This window comes from Vibrio sp. Y2-5 (assembly GCF_014596725.1).
Lineage (GTDB): Bacteria > Pseudomonadota > Gammaproteobacteria > Enterobacterales > Vibrionaceae > Vibrio.
Map to the genome: position 1 here is coordinate 229629 of NZ_JACVEG010000003.1, position 18229 is coordinate 247857.

Consider the following 18229-nt stretch of genomic DNA (forward strand, 5'->3'; position numbering starts at 1 on the left):
GCAAATGCAGAGATAGGTTTGTATCAAGTCTGAATGAACGAAACTGGAACATGGAAAATCTAGGCACCAGGCGATTTTCCATTGCTTTTAATAAGGTATGAGCTAGGTCTAACTGAGCAACGCAACCACAGTATGACGACGCACATTCGCTTGTGCATTTAATGCTTCAAACGCTGAAGCAAAATCTTCAGAAGCTCTATTAAAATGTGTGAGCTTTTGTGAAATTTGCTGACTGGTAGGCACATTCAGTTGACTCTTCATTGTCTGCATTTGTGTATCGATATCGACTTGATATTGATTAGCTTGTTCTAAGCTAGCGTGTGTTTGCTGAAGATGTTTATTAACTTTAATGATGCTCTGCTTAATACCGTCACGCGAGCTTAAGTCGAAACGCAGTTCAGCAACGCCATCGGGTTCTGATTTTAAATTGAGCATGTTAGCCTGACCAGCCGGAAAACGATGGCCTTGGCCTGTCACTGCGACTTTATGGTCCATTTGTTTGTAAGCTCGCTCACTCGCTTCAAATAGTACAGTACCGTCTTCACTAATGCTGGCTCTCATCCCGAAAGGTATAAGACTTCTATCCAACATTTTAACGGTTCTAACTCCATCTTTCGCTGAATCAAACTGGATCATTACCGAGCTACCATGAGGGAAATCCAAACGTATTTGTTCAGCTTTACCTTGTAAGCGATTCACATTGAGGCCTGGAATAGAAAATCGGCGGACATCTGTTCCATTGAGTTTTAAGTTCAACTCATTATCAATAACACGATGACCATCGAACCGAGACTCTTGTAAAACGGTATCAATATTTAATTTTGAACGCGTTAAGCTCTCTTTAATATTTGGAACGCTATCTGCGCCCTGATTCATTGCCTGAGTTAATTGGCGCTTAATGCTACCTAACTCTTTGCCGACTAACTGCAAAGACTTAGCCGCTATTTGTACAGCAGTCGCTTGTTGTTGTCCTTGAGTAAGCAATATTCCCGACACAGAATAAGTCGACGCATTGCCTCTGTGCTGATAAGTAGCAGCGTTCGACTCAATAAGTTTTACATCGCCAGCGTTTAGTGACGGGGTAACTGTCGTTCTTTCCTGCCCTGTTAGTCGAATACCATGCGCACGAACTTCACTTGTGCTTAAAGCCATTTAAATACTACCTAAATACGGTCAAACAATGATAAGCCGTCTATTTTGACATAGCTGGCTTGCGTAGCCTGTAAAGCAGCCATAAAACTGTTTAAACGCACAGAAGCTTCACTGTAATCTAAAGCAGACAACTCATCGTTCACTTTTTCGACAAAGAGTTTATTGTCGGTATGCGAACTGTTCATTAAATCCAAGTTGTTGTGACGTCCGCCCATTTCCGTGATTGCTGACAGAACGTTATTTGCGGTTATATCAAGATCATTAATGGTATTGCTGACTTCAGTTTGGAAATTCGCAGTAGGAGCCTGAAACTCGGCGATTAATCCGTCTATGGATTTTAAAATATTATTGCCACCGCCCAGATCCAAAACATCTAGCGCTGTAATGTTTGTTTCCATCGTAACGCCTTTTGCAACAGTCACGACTCGTTTATCACTGTTACCCAAAATATTGTAGTTCGCATCTAAAGACGGGGTATCTGTTGCCGTTCCTGAGAATAAATGAACCCCTTCTTCATCCTGAGCATTAAATGACGAAGTAATCGAATCTCGGAGATTGTTTAACTCGGTAATAATGCCGGCACGGTCTTCTGTTGTCATCGTGCCATTCGCTCCCCATAGAATTCGGTCACGCATGTTCTGCAAACTATCTGTCACGGAATCTAAATACACTTCCTGGCTGGAAAGTATCGTTTTTACATTGGCAATATTGTTTTGGTATTGGGTAATAGCGCTGTCTTCACGTTCGAGGTTCAATAACTTGATTGATGCCATAGGATCGTCGGACAGCTTAGTCATCCTTTCCCCTGTCGACATTTGCTGCATGACCTTTCCTAACCCTGCATTGTTTGTCTGCAAACTTTGCAGCATCATCTGGCTAAACTGTGTGTCACTGATTCTCATGATGTCCCTCTAAAATAACTGCAGCACTGAATCAAACAGCTGGTTGGCGGTACTGATAACTTTCATATTGGCATTGTGCGCATTAGCAAAATTCATTAGGTTTGCTGCTTCTTCGTCACTGTTGACTGCACTAATATTATCTCTGGCGGTAATTGCTTGACTGTTCATGCTGCTTTTAGCCTGGTAGTCCGATTCGGCCTGTCGTGCTTTTATTGCGACATTACCCACCATTCCTGTAAATGCATCATTCAGTGAAACACTCCCAAAGCCATTTATCGAAAATGTCTGGTTACTTATCCCTATGATGGAAATCAAGTTGTCGCTGTTCCCTGGGTTTCCATCGCCAGATAAACCCAGTTCATTCGGCGTAATGTCTGTAATGGTTAGACTTGCAGCAGCGTTCGCTGCGTCATAACTAAATAACGCTTTTCCCGCTATTCCGTTCAGATCTAACCCCATTGCCAGTTCTGTGTTGAACGCATCAGCCATGGAAACAGCCATCTCATCAACCGCCAACATATACGGTTTGAGAATGTTAGTTTGGTAGTTTGATATTGCGCCAAGGTTACTGCCGACATCACCGGGTATTGAAAAACTTTGTTTATCAAAATCGACTTGTAACGTTGCTAGATAAGCATCATTGACATCAGGTATGGCTTTAAGGACACCTGCCTCACTGCCCATGATCAGAGGTTGACCAGACGTCAGTGTGACTTGAATGCTCCCGTTAGCCTGATCAGTGGTTTTTACTTCCACCAATTTTGCTAGCTCTCCAACCAACGTATCGCGAGTATCTAGTAGTTGTGCTGCATTTGCGCCAACGCCTTTACTCTCAACTATCTGCTTATTTATATGAGCTATATTGCTCATAAGGCTATTTGCTTCTGCAACTGCAGCAGTGCGCTGATCGCTTAAGTTTTTATGTTGGGTATAAAGGGACTCATTCAGAGTATTAAAACGGCGGGATAGCGCTTCAGCTTCATTAATAATTTGCTGACGTAATGGCATAGATTCCGGTTTCGAAGTCGCATCATGAAGTGCAGCAAATAAGTTATCCAAACCAGCTGATAAACTAAACCCATCAGAATCTAAGGTGTTTTCTAGGTAACTTAAACTCTCCGTATACCGTGATGCATAAGATTCTGCACTGCTGGTCGTCCACGTTTGCTTAACAATAAACTGATCTGTTACTCGGCGAATACTCGTCACCTCTACTCCCGTCCCTGCACTAAGTCTGTCATACTGAGAACCGCCAACGGTTGCCATTAGGGCCTGTTGACGACTATAACCAGGAGTATTTACGTTCGCGACGTTTTGAGCTGTAACATCTAGTGCTACGCGGTTTGCGTTGAGTCCGCTTAATGCGATATTAACCAGGTTCATATACGTTAACGCTCCAATTTACGAATCAAAGGCTGACTAAATGCATTAGTCGCTGTTAATTCATTTCTATCCTGGAAGTTAGATGCGACCGTTTGTGAAGAATGATTAACTGGTGTGGCGACATTTTTTGCCAATTTTGACTCATCGTGTCCTACACGTTGAGAAGCTAAAGAAAAGTCCACAATGTTTGAAGCCGGGGTATTCTCATTCGAACCCAATTGCTCAACTAACATATCTGCAATACCTGAGCTCTGTTTTTTCGCCATTTCAATAGCCATCTGGCCATCATACATATCGCGAAACACACCTTGTTGCTTGCTAGAAAACGGACTGTCTTCATCAGCCATAACATCACTACTGCTACGCATTTGGCGTAATACTAATTGCAGGAACATGGCCTCAAATTGTTTAGCGACAGTTTCTAATGCACCTTTTTCGTCGGAAGCATGTTTAATGTTCGTCAGTGTTGTGTTGTCATGGTAAAGAACTGAACCCACTTGTGTTCTATCGTTAGAAAGATCTATTTTCATTGTGCTTTCCCTAAATAACGACTAACTCTGCGTTTAATGCCCCTGCCTCTTGTAAGGCTTGCAATATTGACATCAGGTCAGTGGGTGTTGCCCCGAGGCTGTTCACCGCGTTAACGATGGTGTTTAGTTCGGTGCCTACAGGCCAGATCATCATATTCGCTCTCATTTCATCAATATTAACATCAGACTGCTGAACAACTTCCGTTTGCCCTGAGTCTGCAAATGCATTTGGCTGACTCACCAGTTGAGATTCGTTAATACTGACCGTTAAGTTACCGTGACTGACAGCAGCCTCTCCCACTTTCACATTCTTACCTATTACGACAGTTCCAGTGCGAGAGTTAAAGACGATTCGTGCAGGTTTACGACCTTCGGTAACACTGAGTTCTTCCAACATAGACATCATAGTCACTCGTTGTTGGGTATCCTTAGGGGCACGCATTTCTACCTTGCCCTTATTGATTGCCATCGCAACCTTCGGTCCAAACGTGTTATTAATTTCACGAACAATATTTTTTGCCGTGGTAAAGCTAGGTTCACGTAGATTTAATGTAATTTTGTCTTGTTCATTAAAGTCTGTGGGTATTTCTCGTTCGAGTGTTGCACCATTAGGCACTCTGCCAGTGGTTGCTGTATTGATGGTAATTTTTGAACCACTTCGACCTTCGGCAGACACACCACCAACCACAACATTACCTTGCGCTACGGCGTACACTTCGCCGTCAACACCACGCAATGGTGTCATTAATAATGTTCCGCCTCTGAGGCTTTTGGCGTCACCGATAGATGCAACAACAATATCAAGTTTCTGACCCGGCCCAGCCATTGGGTTCACTGTCGCCGTGACGCTCACTGAGGCAACATTACGCAATTTGGGGTTTGTAGACTCATCGAGTTGCACACCAAACTGACGCAACATGTTCGTAATAGATTGAGCGGTGAACTTCACTTGGTTACGGTCACCATTGCCATCTAAGCCAACAACCATTCCGTAACCAACTAATTGGTTTTCACGTATGCCCTGAACATCAACCAAATCCATTAATGCAATTTGAGTTTCAGCTCGTGCGGTAGGTAACGAACCCCAAAATAGTACTAATAATACTGTCGTGAGAAATATATTGTGTTGTTTCATTAAAACGGCATCCATGGACTATTAAAGAACTGCGTCAACCAACCGGACGCGTTACTGTCAGCCAGTGCGCCACGACCTGAATAGGTGATTCTTGCATCACCAATGCGTTGAGAAGAAACTTGATTACTACGTGTAATATCTTCGACACGGACGATTCCGGTCAGACGAATAAACTCATCCCCCTGATTCAATCGAAGCCATTTTTCTCCGCGGATTCTTAGTACACCATTAGGAAGAACCTCACCGACGGTGACCGTTATTGCTCCTTCAAGTTTGTTGCCTTGAGAACTAGAAGCTGTGCCATCAAAATTTCGTTCACCATCTACAGACGCACTAAATTGATCATATGTACTGTTCCCGATGGTGGGGACACCGAGTCCAACACTCGACGTTTTTCCATATTTGGTATCTGCACTTTTGCTGGATTCTGTTTCTTCCGACAAAAGTACGGTCAAAACATCGCCGACACGATACGCACGGCGGTCTTGAAATAGTGTCATTGAGTAGTTGTGGCGATAAAGACTGCCTGATTGAGGTGCAGGTAAAGAGTAATCCAAAGCCGGTGGCCCATATTTTTCATCATCGGGTGACGGCGGAATAAACTCATCTCGCCCCGCACAACCTGATAATATTAAAACGCTCAATAACCCGACCGTGTTTAGCTTTGTCATTACTCTCTGTTTCATTAACTATGCTTCCTTACACCGACTGTGACACATACTTCAGCATGTCATCTGCCGCAGATACGACTTTGGCATTCATCTCGTACGCTCGTTGTGTGGTGATCATGTCTACCATTTCTTCCACAACCTGAACGTTAGAGCCTTCGAGCACTCCTTGTTTAATGCTGCCTACACCATCTTCACCAGCAACAAGTTCCTCAGCCTGACCACTAGCATCGGTTTCACGGAAGAGGTTTCCGCCTAAAGCTTCTAAGCCTGCCGGGTTAATAAATCTTGCCAGCGTAATTTGTCCTAACGTCTGTGGTGTAGAATCCGTTGCACTTGTTGTAGTGACTGTGCCGTCAACACCAATCGACAAAGATGTTGCATCTTCTGGAATCTGTATTTGTGGCTGCAAAGGCAACCCCTGACTATTCACCATCAAACCTTCAGAATTCACATGAAACTGACCATTTCTGCTGTACATGATCTGACCGTCAGAATTTTCGATCTGGAAAAACCCCTGTCCCATGACAGCGAGATCCATTTCCTGACCTGTGTTCTGAGTATTACCCTGAGTAAAGACTTTTTGTGTACCAACTACGCGAACGCCGCTACCTAACTGAACTCCCGTTGGAAGCTGATTTACTTGGTCAACCTGAGCGCCGGGCTGACGTTGAATGCTGTAAAACAGGTCTTCAAAAACAACACGATCACGTTTGAAACCAACCGTGTTCACGTTCGCGAGATTGTTTGAAATAGCGGTCATCTTAGTATCTTGAGCCGCCATGCCAGTTTTACTGACCCATAGAGCTGAGTGCATTAAAGATTCTCCTTACAACGCCGACATTTATCGCGCGCTTACTAATTTATTTCCGGCTTGAGCCAATGTTTCTGCGGTTTTCATCATGCGCACTTGCATTTCAAAATTACGCGTTAAAGACATAACACTCAGTAACTCATCAATTGCCGAAACATTACTTCCTTCAATATGTTCAGGATTAAGTTGTATCGTCGCATCTGCCGCTAACACTGTGCCATCAGTGGTATGCAATAAACTGTCACTTTCCTTTTGCAGTTGCCCATCCGCTGGGTTCACCAGTTTGAGTGTTCCAACGTTGATTTCAGCTCCGCCTCCAGGTGGTGTGACAGAAATAATGCCACGTTCACTTACTTCAACTTTTTCATATTCAGGCAGGACAATTGGCGCGCCACCATCATCTAATACGGCAAACCCGTTAATACTTAAGGCACCATTCGTATCGACAGCAATATTGCCCGCGCGTGTATAAGCTTCACCGCCATCTGGAGATTCAACGGTTAGATAACCATCCCCCATGATGGCAACATCAAGTGAACGTCCAGTTCTAACGATGTCGCCACTATCAAAACGCGTATAAGCAGAGTTGGTTACGACCATGGTTCGTCCGTCATACCCTGAACCTTTTAGCGGCACACTACTGACGCGTTCCATATCCGCACGAAAACCCGAAGTATCTGCATTTGATAAGTTATTTGAACGTACGTGCTGAGCTTTAAGTACCCGGCTGGCTCCAGAAGTCGCGGTGTATAGCAAACTATCCATTGTTGATCCTGTTGAACTTCATTAACTAGATTGCGCTGAATAACGCCTGAGTAAGCTTATCTTCTGTTGAGATGGTCTTTGCGTTTGCCTGATAGTTACGCTGAGCCGTCATCAGACTGACTAATTCTCCAGTCAAGTCGACATTTGAGCCTTCCAGAGCACCTGCAGATAAGTCACCTAAAGTACCCGTGCCCGGCACACCAATAGTCGGAGCACCTGAGCTGAAACTTTGCGTCCAAGCGGTACCACTGACTTTTGCTAAGCCTTGAGGGTTAGCAAAGTTGGCTAACACAACTTGTCCCTGTAATTGAGATTCGCCATTTGTGTATGTGGCATACACCATACCGTTGTCTTCAATTCGTACACCACTGAGTTCACCTGAGGTATAGCCGTTAGGGTTGTTGGTACTGACACTGAACTCCGCACCAAACTGCGTACTACCCGTCATACTGATGTCAATGCTCATTGCGTTCGCACCTGCGGCAGGGAAAGCAACGTTATAAGTACCAGTAGGTGATAACAATGTTCCGTCAGTATTAAAAGTCACTGCTTGCGTTGTTACTGGTGTAGCGCTGCCATCCACTTGGACGTTCACTTCCCAAGTATTATCTGCAGTTTTAGTGAAATACTGTGTAACCGTATGGCTATTGCCGAGGGAGTCATAAACTTTAGAAGTGTATGAAGAGTTAAATGAGTTAGGATCGGCAACATCAAATGGATATACCGCTTGATCAATTACTCCTGCACTAGCGTTGAAATTGGAAACAAATTCAAGTGAATCCGTCGCCTTCGCCGCCAATGAAGATGTACCAATTTTTATATCACCAACAGACCCACTCATAAGCGTGTTGTTGGCATCGACGCTGTAACCCTGTAGCGCAGCACCAGTATTACTGACAACATTGTTGTTCTTATCGGTACTGAAGACACCAGAACGCGTGTATTGAATCTGGCCCGCTGAATCTTGTGTAACAAAGAAACCACCGCCGTTAATCGCCAAATCCATCGCTCGGCCAGTGTTTGTCACTGACCCATTTGTATCAAAATCCTGTGATGTGGCAGCGACTTCTACACCACCAGGCTGTAAACCATTATAAACGGCTGCAAATTCAGTCCTTGCACCCTTAAATCCATACGTTGACGCATTGGCAATGTTATGGCTGATTGTGTTTAGTTCAGTATTGGTTGCATCCAAGCCACTAAGAGCAATATTAAAACTCATAAATAACCTCAGTTTCCTTATAAGGCGTTAAGCGCCAAATTGAGTAATTTGATAAAAAGGTACGCTACCTACACCGGCGACATTGACCATTGCAGAGCCGCCCGAAGCGGGGATACGAACTTGTTCCACTTCACCAGCCAGCAATACATTCGGTGTTGGCTGCCCATCTTGTACTTGTACAGTAACGTTATATTTACCGGCAGTTAGTCCTAACGCTTCAGGGTCTATTGAAAACTCAACTTCACCAGCAGGGTGAGCACCCAATGGCACTTTCACTGTTTCGCCATACTGGTTGGAAACGATTAAGTTAACTTGGCTAGAAGAATGATTAAGCTCGACTTTTCCTCTCTGTGGATTTTCATCAAGCTCAAACTCATTACCTGAAATATATACAGTCTGTCCTACTAGCCCTGCAGTCGATAGCACCTGCATGTTGTCCAGCAAGACTGTATTGTTCTGCAGTACGCTGGACATGTTTTCCATACTTTGTACCTGAGAGAACTGGGCTAACTGACCAACATATTCAGTCCCATCCATTGGGTTTAGCGGGTCCTGATTTTGAATCTGAGCAACCATCAAACTGATAAACTCATTTTCAAGTGATGTAGCACTGTTCGCGTCCAGAGAATTGCTGCTTACGCTTGTATTTGTCATTGTTGCACTACCCGTTGTGTCACCAGAAAGTGCTGTATAGCTTGCAATTGTCATTAGCTACCCTGCCCTAGTTTTAACAGGCCTTGCTGCATACTTTTTACATTGGTGAGTACTTCAACATTGGTTTCAAAACTGCGTGTTGCTGACATCATGTCAGCCATTTCTGCCACAACATCAATGTCTGGGTAGTAAACATAACCATCTACATCAGCCAATGGACTATTAGGCTCAAAGCGTTTTTCTGCTTGCCCCTGCGCTTGAACAACATCAACAATTCGAACTTCTGCACTCGGGTAGTCATTATGGCTGGCGGTTAGTTGACTCTTGTTATAGACGGTCGCAAAGACTGGCTTTAAAGCTTTATAGGCATCATTCGGGTTTGCAGATACTGCGTCCGCATTCGCCAAGTTACTGGCAACTGTATTCAAGCGAACAGTCTGTGCATTCATTGCCGAACCCGCTATCGAATAAATATCAGTAAATGACATGATTAACGTCCTTCAATTGCTTTAGCTAAGCCCTGAAATTTCATATTGAGAAACGTCAGGCTTGTTTGAAAATCCATGTTGTTCTGAGCAAATTTGCCTTGTTCCACACCCAATTCGACGGTGTTACCATTTTTACTATTCTGATAAGGAATCGAATATTGACTCTCAACACGAAGAGAGGGAACCGAAGGGTCTACGCCTAACTTACTGACGGAATCCATGACGGCGGTAAAACTCAAGTCCTTTGCCAAATATCCCGGAGTGTCAACATTCGCTAGGTTACCCGCGAGAACTTTGGTACGCTGAACGCGAAAGTTAAGCGCATCGGGATGTACGCCTAACGCGGTTTCAAATGAAATAGCCATGCTATTGTCCTTGCTGATTGCCTTACACTTCAAATACATATAACAAGATGCATGCCACATAAATAATCAATATAATTCAATGACTTACACAAAAGCAAGGAAGAACAACTTCCGCCCATCGGAAGCAAATCACAGAAAGGAGGAAGTGTATATTTCCTCTATCTTCAATAAGTTTCTGATGTTAATAAGCTTGCTCATCGTGAGTGGAGCCACCCAAGCAAATAACATGACTGAACAAGCGTTACAGCAGGTCATAGAAAACCATCTTGATAAAGAAGTGGCGCTATTAGCGAAACAAAGAGAGTGGAAGAATTTTCAACCTCAATGGCAGATTTGGATTCCTGGCTCAGTTAAACATCTCAAAGTTTGCGAAAGCCCTCTGATTATTTCTGGTCAAGACAACCAATTGCTTCCAGTTGGCAATTTAAAACGGTCTGTTGATTGTTATGATGAGAACTCACGTTGGAGCATAAACGTCACCATAAAAGCTTCGTTGTCACTACCCGTTGTTGTGGTAAACACGCCTTTGTCCCGAGATCAAAAAATTGATGCTTCAATGCTTAAAATGGAAATGCGAACCCTGACACATCAAGATGATTTTTTTACCAAACTATCTGATGCGATTGGCAAGCAAGCGACACGTCGAATGCGTGTAGGACAAATTTTAGAGCCAACTCTTGTTACTGTTCCTTCAATTGTTACCAAGGGTAATGAAGTGATCATCATCGCTTCTAAAAACGGTGTTAATGCATCGACACAAGGTGTCGCATTAGAAGATGGTGGATTAGGAGAACAAATTGAAGTGCGAAATAGTTCATCTCATACCGTAATTCACGCAGTGGTCACTGGATTAAACCAAGTTCAGACACAATTCTAAATTTAAAAAAATATTCGTTTTTTATTTAATGAATCAAAAACCGTTGTCGCCTACTAATAGTAACAACGAAATTTAAGCCAAGAGTCAAAGCATGAAAATCGATAAAGTTTCGGGCGCGCATGTCCAGCAGCCAACCCTGCAACAAGCCAAAAAGCCAACTGAATCAAATCTACAGTGCAAAACAAGTGAACCTGAAATGAATTCCAATACCGTTGCCTTGGAAAAAGCACAAATGGCAATGGCTGCACTTTCGGATGTGGATATCGAGAAAGTAGCACAAGTCCGTGAAGCATTAGCAAATGGCAAACTTGAACTGGATAGCAAAGCTTTGTCTCAGGCTATGATGCAGTTTCACACAGGACACGAGTAAGAAGGAGTCCTCATGGCAAGTAACCGTGGGCAACACATTCAGGCTTTTATGGCTACGATTAGTGAAGATCTAAAACTTTATGATTTGCTCCATACGCTCATCGTAGAACAAAGATTACTGTATCTTGAGTTTAAAGGAGATGAACTGGCGAAAAACATTAAACAGCAAGTTCCTCTACTCAATCGATTAAATAAAAACTCATCACAACGTTCTCAGTGTCTAAGAAGTTTAGGATTACCCAATAACTCTCAATCCGTGATTCGTATTTTAAATGCATTACCAGAAAGCGTAAGAGGTCGATTCGCCAGTCAGTGGCAATCACTTAACTCTGTGATAGAACAATGTCGTAAGCTCAATCAAGAAAACGGTCAAAGTTCTGCAGCTTTCCATGAGCTTTTAACCGAACTTACTCAAACGTCTATTACATACGAAGAGCGACTAACCGAAGCCTTATGATAAACAAGCGTAGGTTAGCGTTAAATAAAAGGTGTCTGGTAGCAACAGGATTAGCCCTGTTATTCAGTAGTAGCGTGTGTGTGGCACAAACCTTTACTAAAGAAGTTGAGAATCAACAGCTTCTACTGCTGCCATATAAAAATCAGATACGTTCACGCATTCAGGCTCATCAACCTATTACCGAACTTATTCTCGGCCAATTGGAGCATTATTCGTTACCTAAACAATTGGTCTTATTACCCATGCTTGAATCTTCATACAATGCACAAGCTATATCACATGCAGGTGCGCGTGGATTATGGCAATTAATGCCCGCAACTGCGCAACGCTTCGGTCTCACCACTACCCCGAATGATCAAAGGCTAAATATTTCTGCCAGTACTGGCGCAGCGCTACGTTATCTGAAGTTTCTTTATAAAAAGTTTGACGGGAACTTAACGCTGACACTAGCAGCATATAATGCCGGAGAAGGACGTGTAGAGAGAGCGATAAAGCAAGCTGGCAGTAACGAGTTCCAAGAATTACGTTTACCACAAGAAACCATCCAGTATGTTCACCGTTTTTATGCGCTCGCAAATGTGGTTACTGTTTCTTCGATAAACCAAAGCTCATTTCAACCACTTATGCTGTTTAGCTCTAATAATCAGCTAAATGCTCAGCCTATTATTAACCTGCAGCCTCTGCCACCTCTCATTCAGTTGTAACGAAGCGCTCTGTTTAAAAATGGTTTGCACACATTCTCTCTGAACATTGAGCAATCAGAAATTGGCAATCAAAGTGAAGTTAACATTACAGAGTTTTGTAGCGAAGGCGTGAGTTTATAATATCTTCTATGTGTTTTTGCTCTTTGCGTGCTTTTTCATAACTTTGCTTTTTCTTCCAACGCTCTAACACTTGTTCTAATCCTTTCACACGCGCATGTTTATGCTCTAAAGCTTCTTGTACAGAATTGCATTCCGCTTCCATCACCGCTTGCTCTTGTTCATGGTGGCGTAGCATTTTGTGCAGCATTATATCTACACGATTTAAATTCATTAATATTGCGCTGTTAAGTGTCAATGCACTGAAGGTTGACTGACCCGTGGCCGATTTTAAATGGCTTAAAAGTTCCAGCTGATGCGTTAAGTGTTGATGCTGTTCACGCATTGAATCGAGTTGTTGGCCAATGCGGTCACGCTTTTGTTCTTCTACTTGCTGCAATTTGCCAACTGCCCTGATTTTATTTTTCATAGCCACCTACCTAAACAACCTTAATATTTATAGAATCAACTCCCCTGAAACAGAGTCGCTAATTGTGTCAAACTTTCCTCATAACTCACCGACTCGTGTGCTGACTGTTGTAGATAAGCACTTAAACTTGGGTACATAGCAACAGCACGATCTAAATCGGGATCTTGCCCGGGTTGATACCCACCTAGAGGTAACAGTTCTTTAACTTGCAGATAATTCGAATATAGCTGACGGAATTGATTTGCTACGGTTTGGTGCGCCTCTTGGGTGCAGGCTGACATACACCGACTAATTGACGCATTGACATCAATTGCTGGGTAATGGCCTTGTTCCGCCAATTGGCGAGAAAGCACCACATGCCCATCGAGAATAGCTCTAGCAGAATCGACCACAGGGTCTTGCTGGTCATCTCCTTCTGCCAATACGGTATAAATAGCCGTTAAGCTACCTTCCTGATTTTCACTGTTACCAGCGCGTTCTAGCAATTGTGGAAGTACGCTAAAAACAGAAGGTGGATATCCTCGAGACGCCGGCGGTTCACCTAAAGAGAGTGATATTTCCCTTTGCGCCATAGCGTATCGCGTTAACGAATCCATCATCAGTAGTACATCTTTGCCCTTATCCCTGAAATATTCAGCGGCGCGGTGACAAAGTAATGTTGCACGTAATCTCATGAGTGGCGATTCATCAGCAGGGGCCGCGATAATAATCGCTTTTTGACGGGCTTCTTCGGTAAGATTTCGTTCAATAAACTCGCGAACCTCCCTTCCCCTCTCACCAATAAGGCCAACGACAATAACATCAGCCTGAGTGTTTTGAGAGATCATGCCTAATAAAACACTTTTACCCACACCACTACCAGCCATCAAACCAATACGTTGTCCCTTACCGACGGTTAGAAGTCCGTTAATTGTTTTCACGCCAACATCTAATGGGGTATCTACGGGTCTACGTTTTAATGGGTTAATCGGATTTGCCTCTAAAGAGATTCGTTCACCACCACGTAACTCAGGTCCCGCATCAAGCGCTTCACCCAAGCCATTTACAACACGACCAAGCCATTGGTTGCTCATTTGAACAGTGCTGTCACCTTCCAAAGGGACAACTTTCGCTCCCGCGAATAATCCACCTAGGCGCCTTATGGGCATTAAATAAGCCACGTTATGGTCAAAACCCACAACCTGAGCCTCAATCATGCTTCCTTCAGCGGTCTCAACCATACAACGTTGCTCCAATTTAAAACGGCAACCGACCGCTTGGAGCATCAATCCATTAACTTTGACCAATCTACCTGTCACTCGTGCCACAGGTATAGCATCTAGAGAAGCTATTGCTTCATTGAGACGTTCTGATAAAAAACTATGAGTTCGAACATTATTGCTCATATTGGTTCTCAGACTCAGACGGTTCTTCAAGCAAGTGTTGTTTCACGTTGTCCATGCATGACTCTAACCTCGAGTCGCAGCTAACGTCTGCTTCGGCGTCATCAGTCACCAAATGACACCCTCCAACGGGTAAGTCTTTATTGGCAATGAGTTTCCAATCATCAGGTAGTTCAGAGCTTACCTGTTTGATTCGCTCCAAATCTTGAGGATTTAAATGTATATCGACACTTTGAGGTTTACCCGGCATTGCTTGTAACGTTTCATCAACCAATGAAAGAATTTGTTGCGGCATTAACGTTAGTTCCGCACGAATAACTTGCTGGGCTACTTTTTGTACCAGTTCGCAAATAATGTGGCGCTGTTGCTGCTCTTGCTCAACCTGCCACTGCGATAATGATTTAAATATCTCATTAACTGGCTTTGCCGCTTCAGCAAACAGTTTTTTCCCTGACTGCTCACCGTCTAGAAAGCCTTTCTGAAACCCCTCTTTCTGGCCTTCTACTGCACCTTGCTGTTTTCCCTGTTCGATTCCCTGACGTAAGCCTTCATCAAAGCCTTTCTGCAGCCCCTGCTGAAAACCCATTTCTAACTGCTGTTGTACATCTGCTTTCAAACCCTGAGTTTCTTTCTCCGAAACGAATTCATCACTACCCTGTATTGGCTGTGCCAACGGTGGAAAACGATGAACCCGATAGCTATCGGCAGAAAGACGCATGACCTTTTGTTTATTCATGAACTACTCCACCGTCGGTTCCTGATAGAGCTGCAGATCAATCTCATTCATTTCATTGAGTTCACGAACAGTCTGCATAATTTCCTGACGAGCACTTTCTACACGACTACGAGGAATGGCTCCACGCACTTGCATTTCATCTTCGAGAGTTTTAATCATACGTTGAGGCATGGAACGCTTAATCGCTTGCTGCAACGTGATTTCAGCGCCTTTAAGTGCGGAAGCCCAAAGTTCCATCGGTATTTGTTGAACCAGACGATCCATTGTGTCTTCGCTTTGACGCCCCAACACCATGAAATCAAACATATTTTGTTCAATTTCATTAACGACCTCTTCGTCGTGTAAACGAAGCATCTCCATTAGTGACGCTCTATCACCATCAAAACGGTTAATGATGTCAGCGACTTGCTTAACGCCTGACAAAGGTGCGCTTTGCGTCACTGAGATTTGTTCAATACAGCGCTCAATCAGTTCGTTCAAATCACCCGCCACCTGATGGTCAATATCTTGTATTCGTGCAATTCGGTACAATAATTCATCGTGGTAGTCCTGAGGTAAATTTTTTAAAACCGCAGAAGAACTCTCTGGTGGCAAATAGGCAAGGAATATGGCTTGCATTTGTGGGTGTTCATTTGCAATAAAACGGGCAAGTATCTCTGAATCTACCCATTGCAGACGCTGCATATTGTTTCGAATCTCATCACCATAAAGATCATTTAATAATCCCTTGGCTAAGTCGTTACCCAACGCTTTACGAAGAGTGTTGGACAGGTAATCTTTCGATGCGCCACGTATACCACTGTGCTGGCGAAAGTCATCGAAAAAATTCTGTATAACATTTTTCGCTTTTTCGCTTTTAATACCACTCAATTTGGCCATAGCGCGAGTGACACGTTGTGTTTCGTCTCGAGAGAAATGACGTAGCACTTTAGCGGCGGCATCTTCACCCATCCCCAACAGCACTAACGCTGTTTGCTCTACGTATTCAAGCTCTTGGTTCTGCATTGACTGTGCTGTGCTCATTCACATTTACCCACTGTTTCAATATCTCTGCGACACGCTGCGGCTCTTCATTTGCGATTAGCTGCAGATGCTTCAATTGGATTTCTAATGGTGATCCTGGAGGTGGTAATAGTTCACTACTCACATCTAATCCATTGGATGTACTAATTCCTTTTTCTGCTAATCGTTGATTGAGATTTTCCTCATATTCCCGATCGGACTTAGTTTGTACATCTTCGTAAGAAGGTTCATCTAGCAATGAAGGTACTTCAAGTTCCAGATTACGTCGGTCAGCTCCTGTTAGGTGCATAACCAATGGTCGTAGAACAAACATAATCATGGCCAAACCTAACGTTCCACCTATGACGTAACGTAGCGGTTGTTGAACGGTTGGGTCCTGCCACCAAGGTATTTCTGGCGGAGCTTCGATCTCTATTGGTGTAAAGTTAAAGCTATTTAAACTAAAACTATCGCCGCGCTCAGCATTGATACCAACCGCTTCCATAATCATTTCAGAAAGCTCTGATTTTTCTTGATTAGTCCAAGCACTCCCATCTGGGGCTACTACAGAATTCAACAATACAGATACATTGAGTTTCTTAATCTGTCCCTGTTGAAACTGTGTTCTTCGTACACTCGATCCAACAGCATACTGGCGTTTGATTTCAGAACGTGCATTTGTATTTTGACTGTCCTGAGTGGGTTGTTCACCCGTAACCGGAGGTTGATTACTTAATGAGCCAGGAACGCCAAGAGCAATCTGATCAATTGAATTATCCTGCACCGTATGTTCGTTACTGACGACTGGATTGTTATCTAAAATTTCTTGGGTTTCCTCTACCCGACTAAAATCCATATCCGCAGCAACCTGAACACGAAAGTTGCTTGAACCCAGTATAGGCGTCAACATGTCTGCTGCGCGTTTGATAATTTGCTGTTCGACGTTTCTCTGGTATTCAAGATATTTAGCATTTACTTTGCCAGATTCAGTTGAACCCACGTCAGCACTCAGTAAGCGCCCATATTGATCAATAACGGATACCGATTCCGGTTTCATGCCAATGACGCTACCAACGACCAAATTCACAATGGCTTCAACCTGCTCTGGTTTTAAATCTGATCCCGGCTTTAACTCAACCATAACAGAGGCAGATGGAGCTTCTCCTTGTTGACGTACAAACAACGTTTGACGAGGAATCGCTAAATGCACACGAGCATTAGAAACCGCATTTAATGCAATAATTGTCCTAACCAATTCACCTTCTAATCCGTGACGATATCGAGCCGTTTCCATAAATTGGCTCGTTCCTAATGAACTGTCCTCTTTAAGTGAATCAAGTCCAGTAGGAAGTTTAGCTTTAATACCTTTAGCAGCTAATAGCATACGCGCTCGTGCTACTTCATCTTCAGATACCAAAACTTGTCCGTTTTGGTCCTGCAAACGGTAATCAATACCTTCAGCTTCCAGTACCGATACAACTTCACCTACATCGAATTGCTCGTTGTGCCCATATAAAGGGCGAAAGCCTTGTGATGAACTCCACAACGCAACAACAATTAACGCCGCAACAATGGCCGCCAGTACCGCAGACAATACTAAATTTCGCTGACTACTTGACCACACCTGCTTTAGCTTATTGCCAAAATCGTCTATTCCTTTCTCTGATGAGGCTCTTGACTGGTTAGAACTGAGACTAAGTGCACCAGCCGTTTGAGTTTGAAGTTCAGACATGTTTTACACCGGCATTTTCATAATATCTTCAAATGAACCAACCACTTTATTGCGTACCTGCAATAATGCATTGAATGACAGACTCGCTTTCTGGCTCGCAATCATTGCTCCAACCAGATCATCACTTTCCCCGGTTTCTACCGCCGTCATTTTGCTACTTGCAATCGACTGATGCTCATTAACTTTGTTAAGTACATCCGTCATTGCAGTTGAAAACGACATAGGTTCATTTACGGTATGGATATCCACAGGGTTAGCGCTCACGACAAACTCTGGAGTGGCTTGTATTCGCATTGAATCCATTTTCGTGAGCATCAATTGCTCGGCTGACATTACATTCCCAAAAGGTAAATCTGCCATTTCTAT

The 18229-nt window shown here is 43.5% G+C and carries 22 protein-coding genes; 4 read left to right on the forward strand and 18 right to left on the reverse strand.

From position 1 onward, the window contains the following. Positions 1 to 108: 108 nt before the first annotated feature. Genes HUO09_RS10420 through flgB form a run of 12 tightly spaced genes read right to left on the reverse strand, consistent with a single transcriptional unit; the run spans position 109 to position 10078 of the window. A complete protein-coding gene (locus HUO09_RS10420) occupies positions 109 to 1152 on the reverse strand; it encodes a flagellin (RefSeq protein ID WP_188233946.1) in 1044 nt (347 codons plus the stop codon). A gap of 11 nt (positions 1153 to 1163) precedes the next feature. Beyond that, positions 1164 to 2054, reverse strand: a complete 891-nt coding sequence (gene flgL, locus HUO09_RS10425; RefSeq protein ID WP_167413498.1) for a flagellar hook-associated protein FlgL — start codon at positions 2052 to 2054, stop codon at positions 1164 to 1166. Between the two features lie 9 nt (positions 2055 to 2063). Further along, positions 2064 to 3437, reverse strand: a complete 1374-nt coding sequence (gene flgK, locus HUO09_RS10430) for a flagellar hook-associated protein FlgK (protein WP_188233947.1) — start codon at positions 3435 to 3437, stop codon at positions 2064 to 2066. A 5-nt stretch (positions 3438 to 3442) separates the two neighbouring features. Further along, positions 3443 to 3967, reverse strand: coding sequence for a rod-binding protein (locus HUO09_RS10435; RefSeq protein ID WP_167413500.1), 525 nt, complete (start codon positions 3965 to 3967; stop codon positions 3443 to 3445). Positions 3968 to 3977: 10 nt separating this feature from the next. Next, on the reverse strand, positions 3978 to 5102 hold the full coding sequence (locus HUO09_RS10440) for a flagellar basal body P-ring protein FlgI (RefSeq protein WP_167413501.1): 1125 nt from the start codon (positions 5100 to 5102) through the stop codon (positions 3978 to 3980). Beyond that, on the reverse strand, positions 5102 to 5773 hold the full coding sequence (gene flgH / locus HUO09_RS10445) for a flagellar basal body L-ring protein FlgH (protein WP_167413509.1): 672 nt from the start codon (positions 5771 to 5773) through the stop codon (positions 5102 to 5104). The genes HUO09_RS10440 and flgH overlap by 1 nt, the downstream gene beginning before the upstream one ends. A 28-nt stretch (positions 5774 to 5801) precedes the next feature. Beyond that, entirely contained in the window at positions 5802 to 6587 is a 786-nt protein-coding gene (gene flgG / locus HUO09_RS10450; protein ID WP_102964035.1) for a flagellar basal-body rod protein FlgG, read from the reverse strand. Positions 6588 to 6614: 27 nt separating this feature from the next. Then, on the reverse strand, positions 6615 to 7349 hold the full coding sequence (gene flgF / locus HUO09_RS10455) for a flagellar basal-body rod protein FlgF (RefSeq protein WP_188233948.1): 735 nt from the start codon (positions 7347 to 7349) through the stop codon (positions 6615 to 6617). Positions 7350 to 7374: 25 nt separating this feature from the next. After that, positions 7375 to 8571 (reverse strand): flagellar hook protein FlgE, encoded by a 1197-nt coding sequence (flgE, locus tag HUO09_RS10460; protein ID WP_188233949.1) that lies wholly within the window; start codon positions 8569 to 8571, stop codon positions 7375 to 7377. Between the two features lie 27 nt (positions 8572 to 8598). Further along, positions 8599 to 9279 carry a flagellar hook assembly protein FlgD gene (gene flgD / locus HUO09_RS10465; RefSeq protein WP_188233950.1) on the reverse strand — a complete coding sequence of 227 codons (681 nt, stop codon included), beginning with the start codon at positions 9277 to 9279 and terminating at the stop codon, positions 8599 to 8601. After that, positions 9279 to 9713, reverse strand: a complete 435-nt coding sequence (gene flgC / locus HUO09_RS10470; protein WP_188233951.1) for a flagellar basal body rod protein FlgC — start codon at positions 9711 to 9713, stop codon at positions 9279 to 9281. The genes flgD and flgC overlap by 1 nt, the downstream gene beginning before the upstream one ends. Positions 9714 to 9715: 2 nt before the next feature. Next, positions 9716 to 10078, reverse strand: a complete 363-nt coding sequence (gene flgB, locus HUO09_RS10475; protein ID WP_167413506.1) for a flagellar basal body rod protein FlgB — start codon at positions 10076 to 10078, stop codon at positions 9716 to 9718. Between the two features lie 226 nt (positions 10079 to 10304). Between flgB and flgA the strand changes: the two genes are divergently transcribed. The 4 genes from flgA (at position 10305) to HUO09_RS10495 (ending at position 12485) form a co-directional block, all read left to right on the forward strand. After that, positions 10305 to 10955, forward strand: a complete 651-nt coding sequence (gene flgA, locus HUO09_RS10480) for a flagellar basal body P-ring formation chaperone FlgA (protein ID WP_223159388.1) — start codon at positions 10305 to 10307, stop codon at positions 10953 to 10955. Positions 10956 to 11046: 91 nt separating this feature from the next. Then, the gene (flgM, locus tag HUO09_RS10485) at positions 11047 to 11325 is read left to right on the forward strand and encodes a flagellar biosynthesis anti-sigma factor FlgM (protein ID WP_188233953.1); all 279 of its coding nucleotides are present in this window, start codon (positions 11047 to 11049) and stop codon (positions 11323 to 11325) included. A gap of 12 nt (positions 11326 to 11337) precedes the next feature. Further along, on the forward strand, positions 11338 to 11781 hold the full coding sequence (flgN, locus tag HUO09_RS10490) for a flagellar export chaperone FlgN (RefSeq protein ID WP_188233954.1): 444 nt from the start codon (positions 11338 to 11340) through the stop codon (positions 11779 to 11781). An 80-nt stretch (positions 11782 to 11861) separates the two neighbouring features. Next, a complete protein-coding gene (locus HUO09_RS10495) occupies positions 11862 to 12485 on the forward strand; it encodes a lytic transglycosylase domain-containing protein (protein WP_368484431.1) in 624 nt (207 codons plus the stop codon). Positions 12486 to 12570: 85 nt separating this feature from the next. Here HUO09_RS10495 and fliJ read toward each other — a convergent pair whose 3' ends face one another. From fliJ to fliE, 6 genes are read right to left on the reverse strand one after another with little or no spacing between them, the layout of a single operon-like run. Further along, positions 12571 to 13011, reverse strand: a complete 441-nt coding sequence (gene fliJ, locus HUO09_RS10500) for a flagellar export protein FliJ (RefSeq protein ID WP_188233956.1) — start codon at positions 13009 to 13011, stop codon at positions 12571 to 12573. A 35-nt stretch (positions 13012 to 13046) separates the two neighbouring features. After that, the gene (gene fliI, locus HUO09_RS10505) at positions 13047 to 14396 is read right to left on the reverse strand and encodes a flagellar protein export ATPase FliI (RefSeq protein ID WP_188233957.1); all 1350 of its coding nucleotides are present in this window, start codon (positions 14394 to 14396) and stop codon (positions 13047 to 13049) included. Further along, a complete protein-coding gene (gene fliH, locus HUO09_RS10510) occupies positions 14386 to 15129 on the reverse strand; it encodes a flagellar assembly protein FliH (RefSeq protein WP_188233958.1) in 744 nt (247 codons plus the stop codon). Before fliH ends, fliI begins: the two co-directional genes overlap by 11 nt. A gap of 3 nt (positions 15130 to 15132) precedes the next feature. Further along, entirely contained in the window at positions 15133 to 16152 is a 1020-nt protein-coding gene (locus HUO09_RS10515) for a flagellar motor switch protein FliG (protein WP_188233959.1), read from the reverse strand. After that, positions 16115 to 17863 (reverse strand): flagellar basal-body MS-ring/collar protein FliF, encoded by a 1749-nt coding sequence (fliF, locus tag HUO09_RS10520; protein ID WP_188233960.1) that lies wholly within the window; start codon positions 17861 to 17863, stop codon positions 16115 to 16117. Before fliF ends, HUO09_RS10515 begins: the two co-directional genes overlap by 38 nt. Positions 17864 to 17866: 3 nt before the next feature. After that, the gene (gene fliE, locus HUO09_RS10525) at positions 17867 to 18223 is read right to left on the reverse strand and encodes a flagellar hook-basal body complex protein FliE (protein WP_167412594.1); all 357 of its coding nucleotides are present in this window, start codon (positions 18221 to 18223) and stop codon (positions 17867 to 17869) included. Positions 18224 to 18229 lie beyond the last annotated feature (6 nt).

Excerpts from the sequence above, each read along its gene's own strand:
- HUO09_RS10420 (WP_188233946.1), bottom strand. The coding sequence starts at position 1,152 with ATGGCTTTAAGCACAAGTGAAGTTCGTGCGCATGGTATTCGACTAACA.
- flgL (WP_167413498.1), bottom strand. The coding sequence starts at position 2,054 with ATGAGAATCAGTGACACACAGTTTAGCCAGATGATGCTGCAAAGTTTG.
- flgK (WP_188233947.1), bottom strand. The coding sequence starts at position 3,437 with ATGAACCTGGTTAATATCGCATTAAGCGGACTCAACGCAAACCGCGTA.
- HUO09_RS10435 (WP_167413500.1), bottom strand. The coding sequence starts at position 3,967 with ATGAAAATAGATCTTTCTAACGATAGAACACAAGTGGGTTCAGTTCTT.
- HUO09_RS10440 (WP_167413501.1), bottom strand. The coding sequence starts at position 5,102 with ATGAAACAACACAATATATTTCTCACGACAGTATTATTAGTACTATTT.
- flgH (WP_167413509.1), bottom strand. The coding sequence starts at position 5,773 with ATGACAAAGCTAAACACGGTCGGGTTATTGAGCGTTTTAATATTATCA.
- flgG (WP_102964035.1), bottom strand. The coding sequence starts at position 6,587 with ATGCACTCAGCTCTATGGGTCAGTAAAACTGGCATGGCGGCTCAAGAT.
- flgF (WP_188233948.1), bottom strand. The coding sequence starts at position 7,349 with ATGGATAGTTTGCTATACACCGCGACTTCTGGAGCCAGCCGGGTACTT.
- flgE (WP_188233949.1), bottom strand. The coding sequence starts at position 8,571 with ATGAGTTTTAATATTGCTCTTAGTGGCTTGGATGCAACCAATACTGAA.
- flgD (WP_188233950.1), bottom strand. The coding sequence starts at position 9,279 with ATGACAATTGCAAGCTATACAGCACTTTCTGGTGACACAACGGGTAGT.
- flgC (WP_188233951.1), bottom strand. The coding sequence starts at position 9,713 with ATGTCATTTACTGATATTTATTCGATAGCGGGTTCGGCAATGAATGCA.
- flgB (WP_167413506.1), bottom strand. The coding sequence starts at position 10,078 with ATGGCTATTTCATTTGAAACCGCGTTAGGCGTACATCCCGATGCGCTT.
- flgA (WP_223159388.1), top strand. The coding sequence starts at position 10,305 with ATGACTGAACAAGCGTTACAGCAGGTCATAGAAAACCATCTTGATAAA.
- flgM (WP_188233953.1), top strand. The coding sequence starts at position 11,047 with ATGAAAATCGATAAAGTTTCGGGCGCGCATGTCCAGCAGCCAACCCTG.
- flgN (WP_188233954.1), top strand. The coding sequence starts at position 11,338 with ATGGCAAGTAACCGTGGGCAACACATTCAGGCTTTTATGGCTACGATT.
- fliJ (WP_188233956.1), bottom strand. The coding sequence starts at position 13,011 with ATGAAAAATAAAATCAGGGCAGTTGGCAAATTGCAGCAAGTAGAAGAA.
- fliI (WP_188233957.1), bottom strand. The coding sequence starts at position 14,396 with ATGAGCAATAATGTTCGAACTCATAGTTTTTTATCAGAACGTCTCAAT.
- fliH (WP_188233958.1), bottom strand. The coding sequence starts at position 15,129 with ATGAATAAACAAAAGGTCATGCGTCTTTCTGCCGATAGCTATCGGGTT.
- HUO09_RS10515 (WP_188233959.1), bottom strand. The coding sequence starts at position 16,152 with ATGAGCACAGCACAGTCAATGCAGAACCAAGAGCTTGAATACGTAGAG.
- fliF (WP_188233960.1), bottom strand. The coding sequence starts at position 17,863 with ATGTCTGAACTTCAAACTCAAACGGCTGGTGCACTTAGTCTCAGTTCT.
- fliE (WP_167412594.1), bottom strand. The coding sequence starts at position 18,223 with ATGGCAGATTTACCTTTTGGGAATGTAATGTCAGCCGAGCAATTGATG.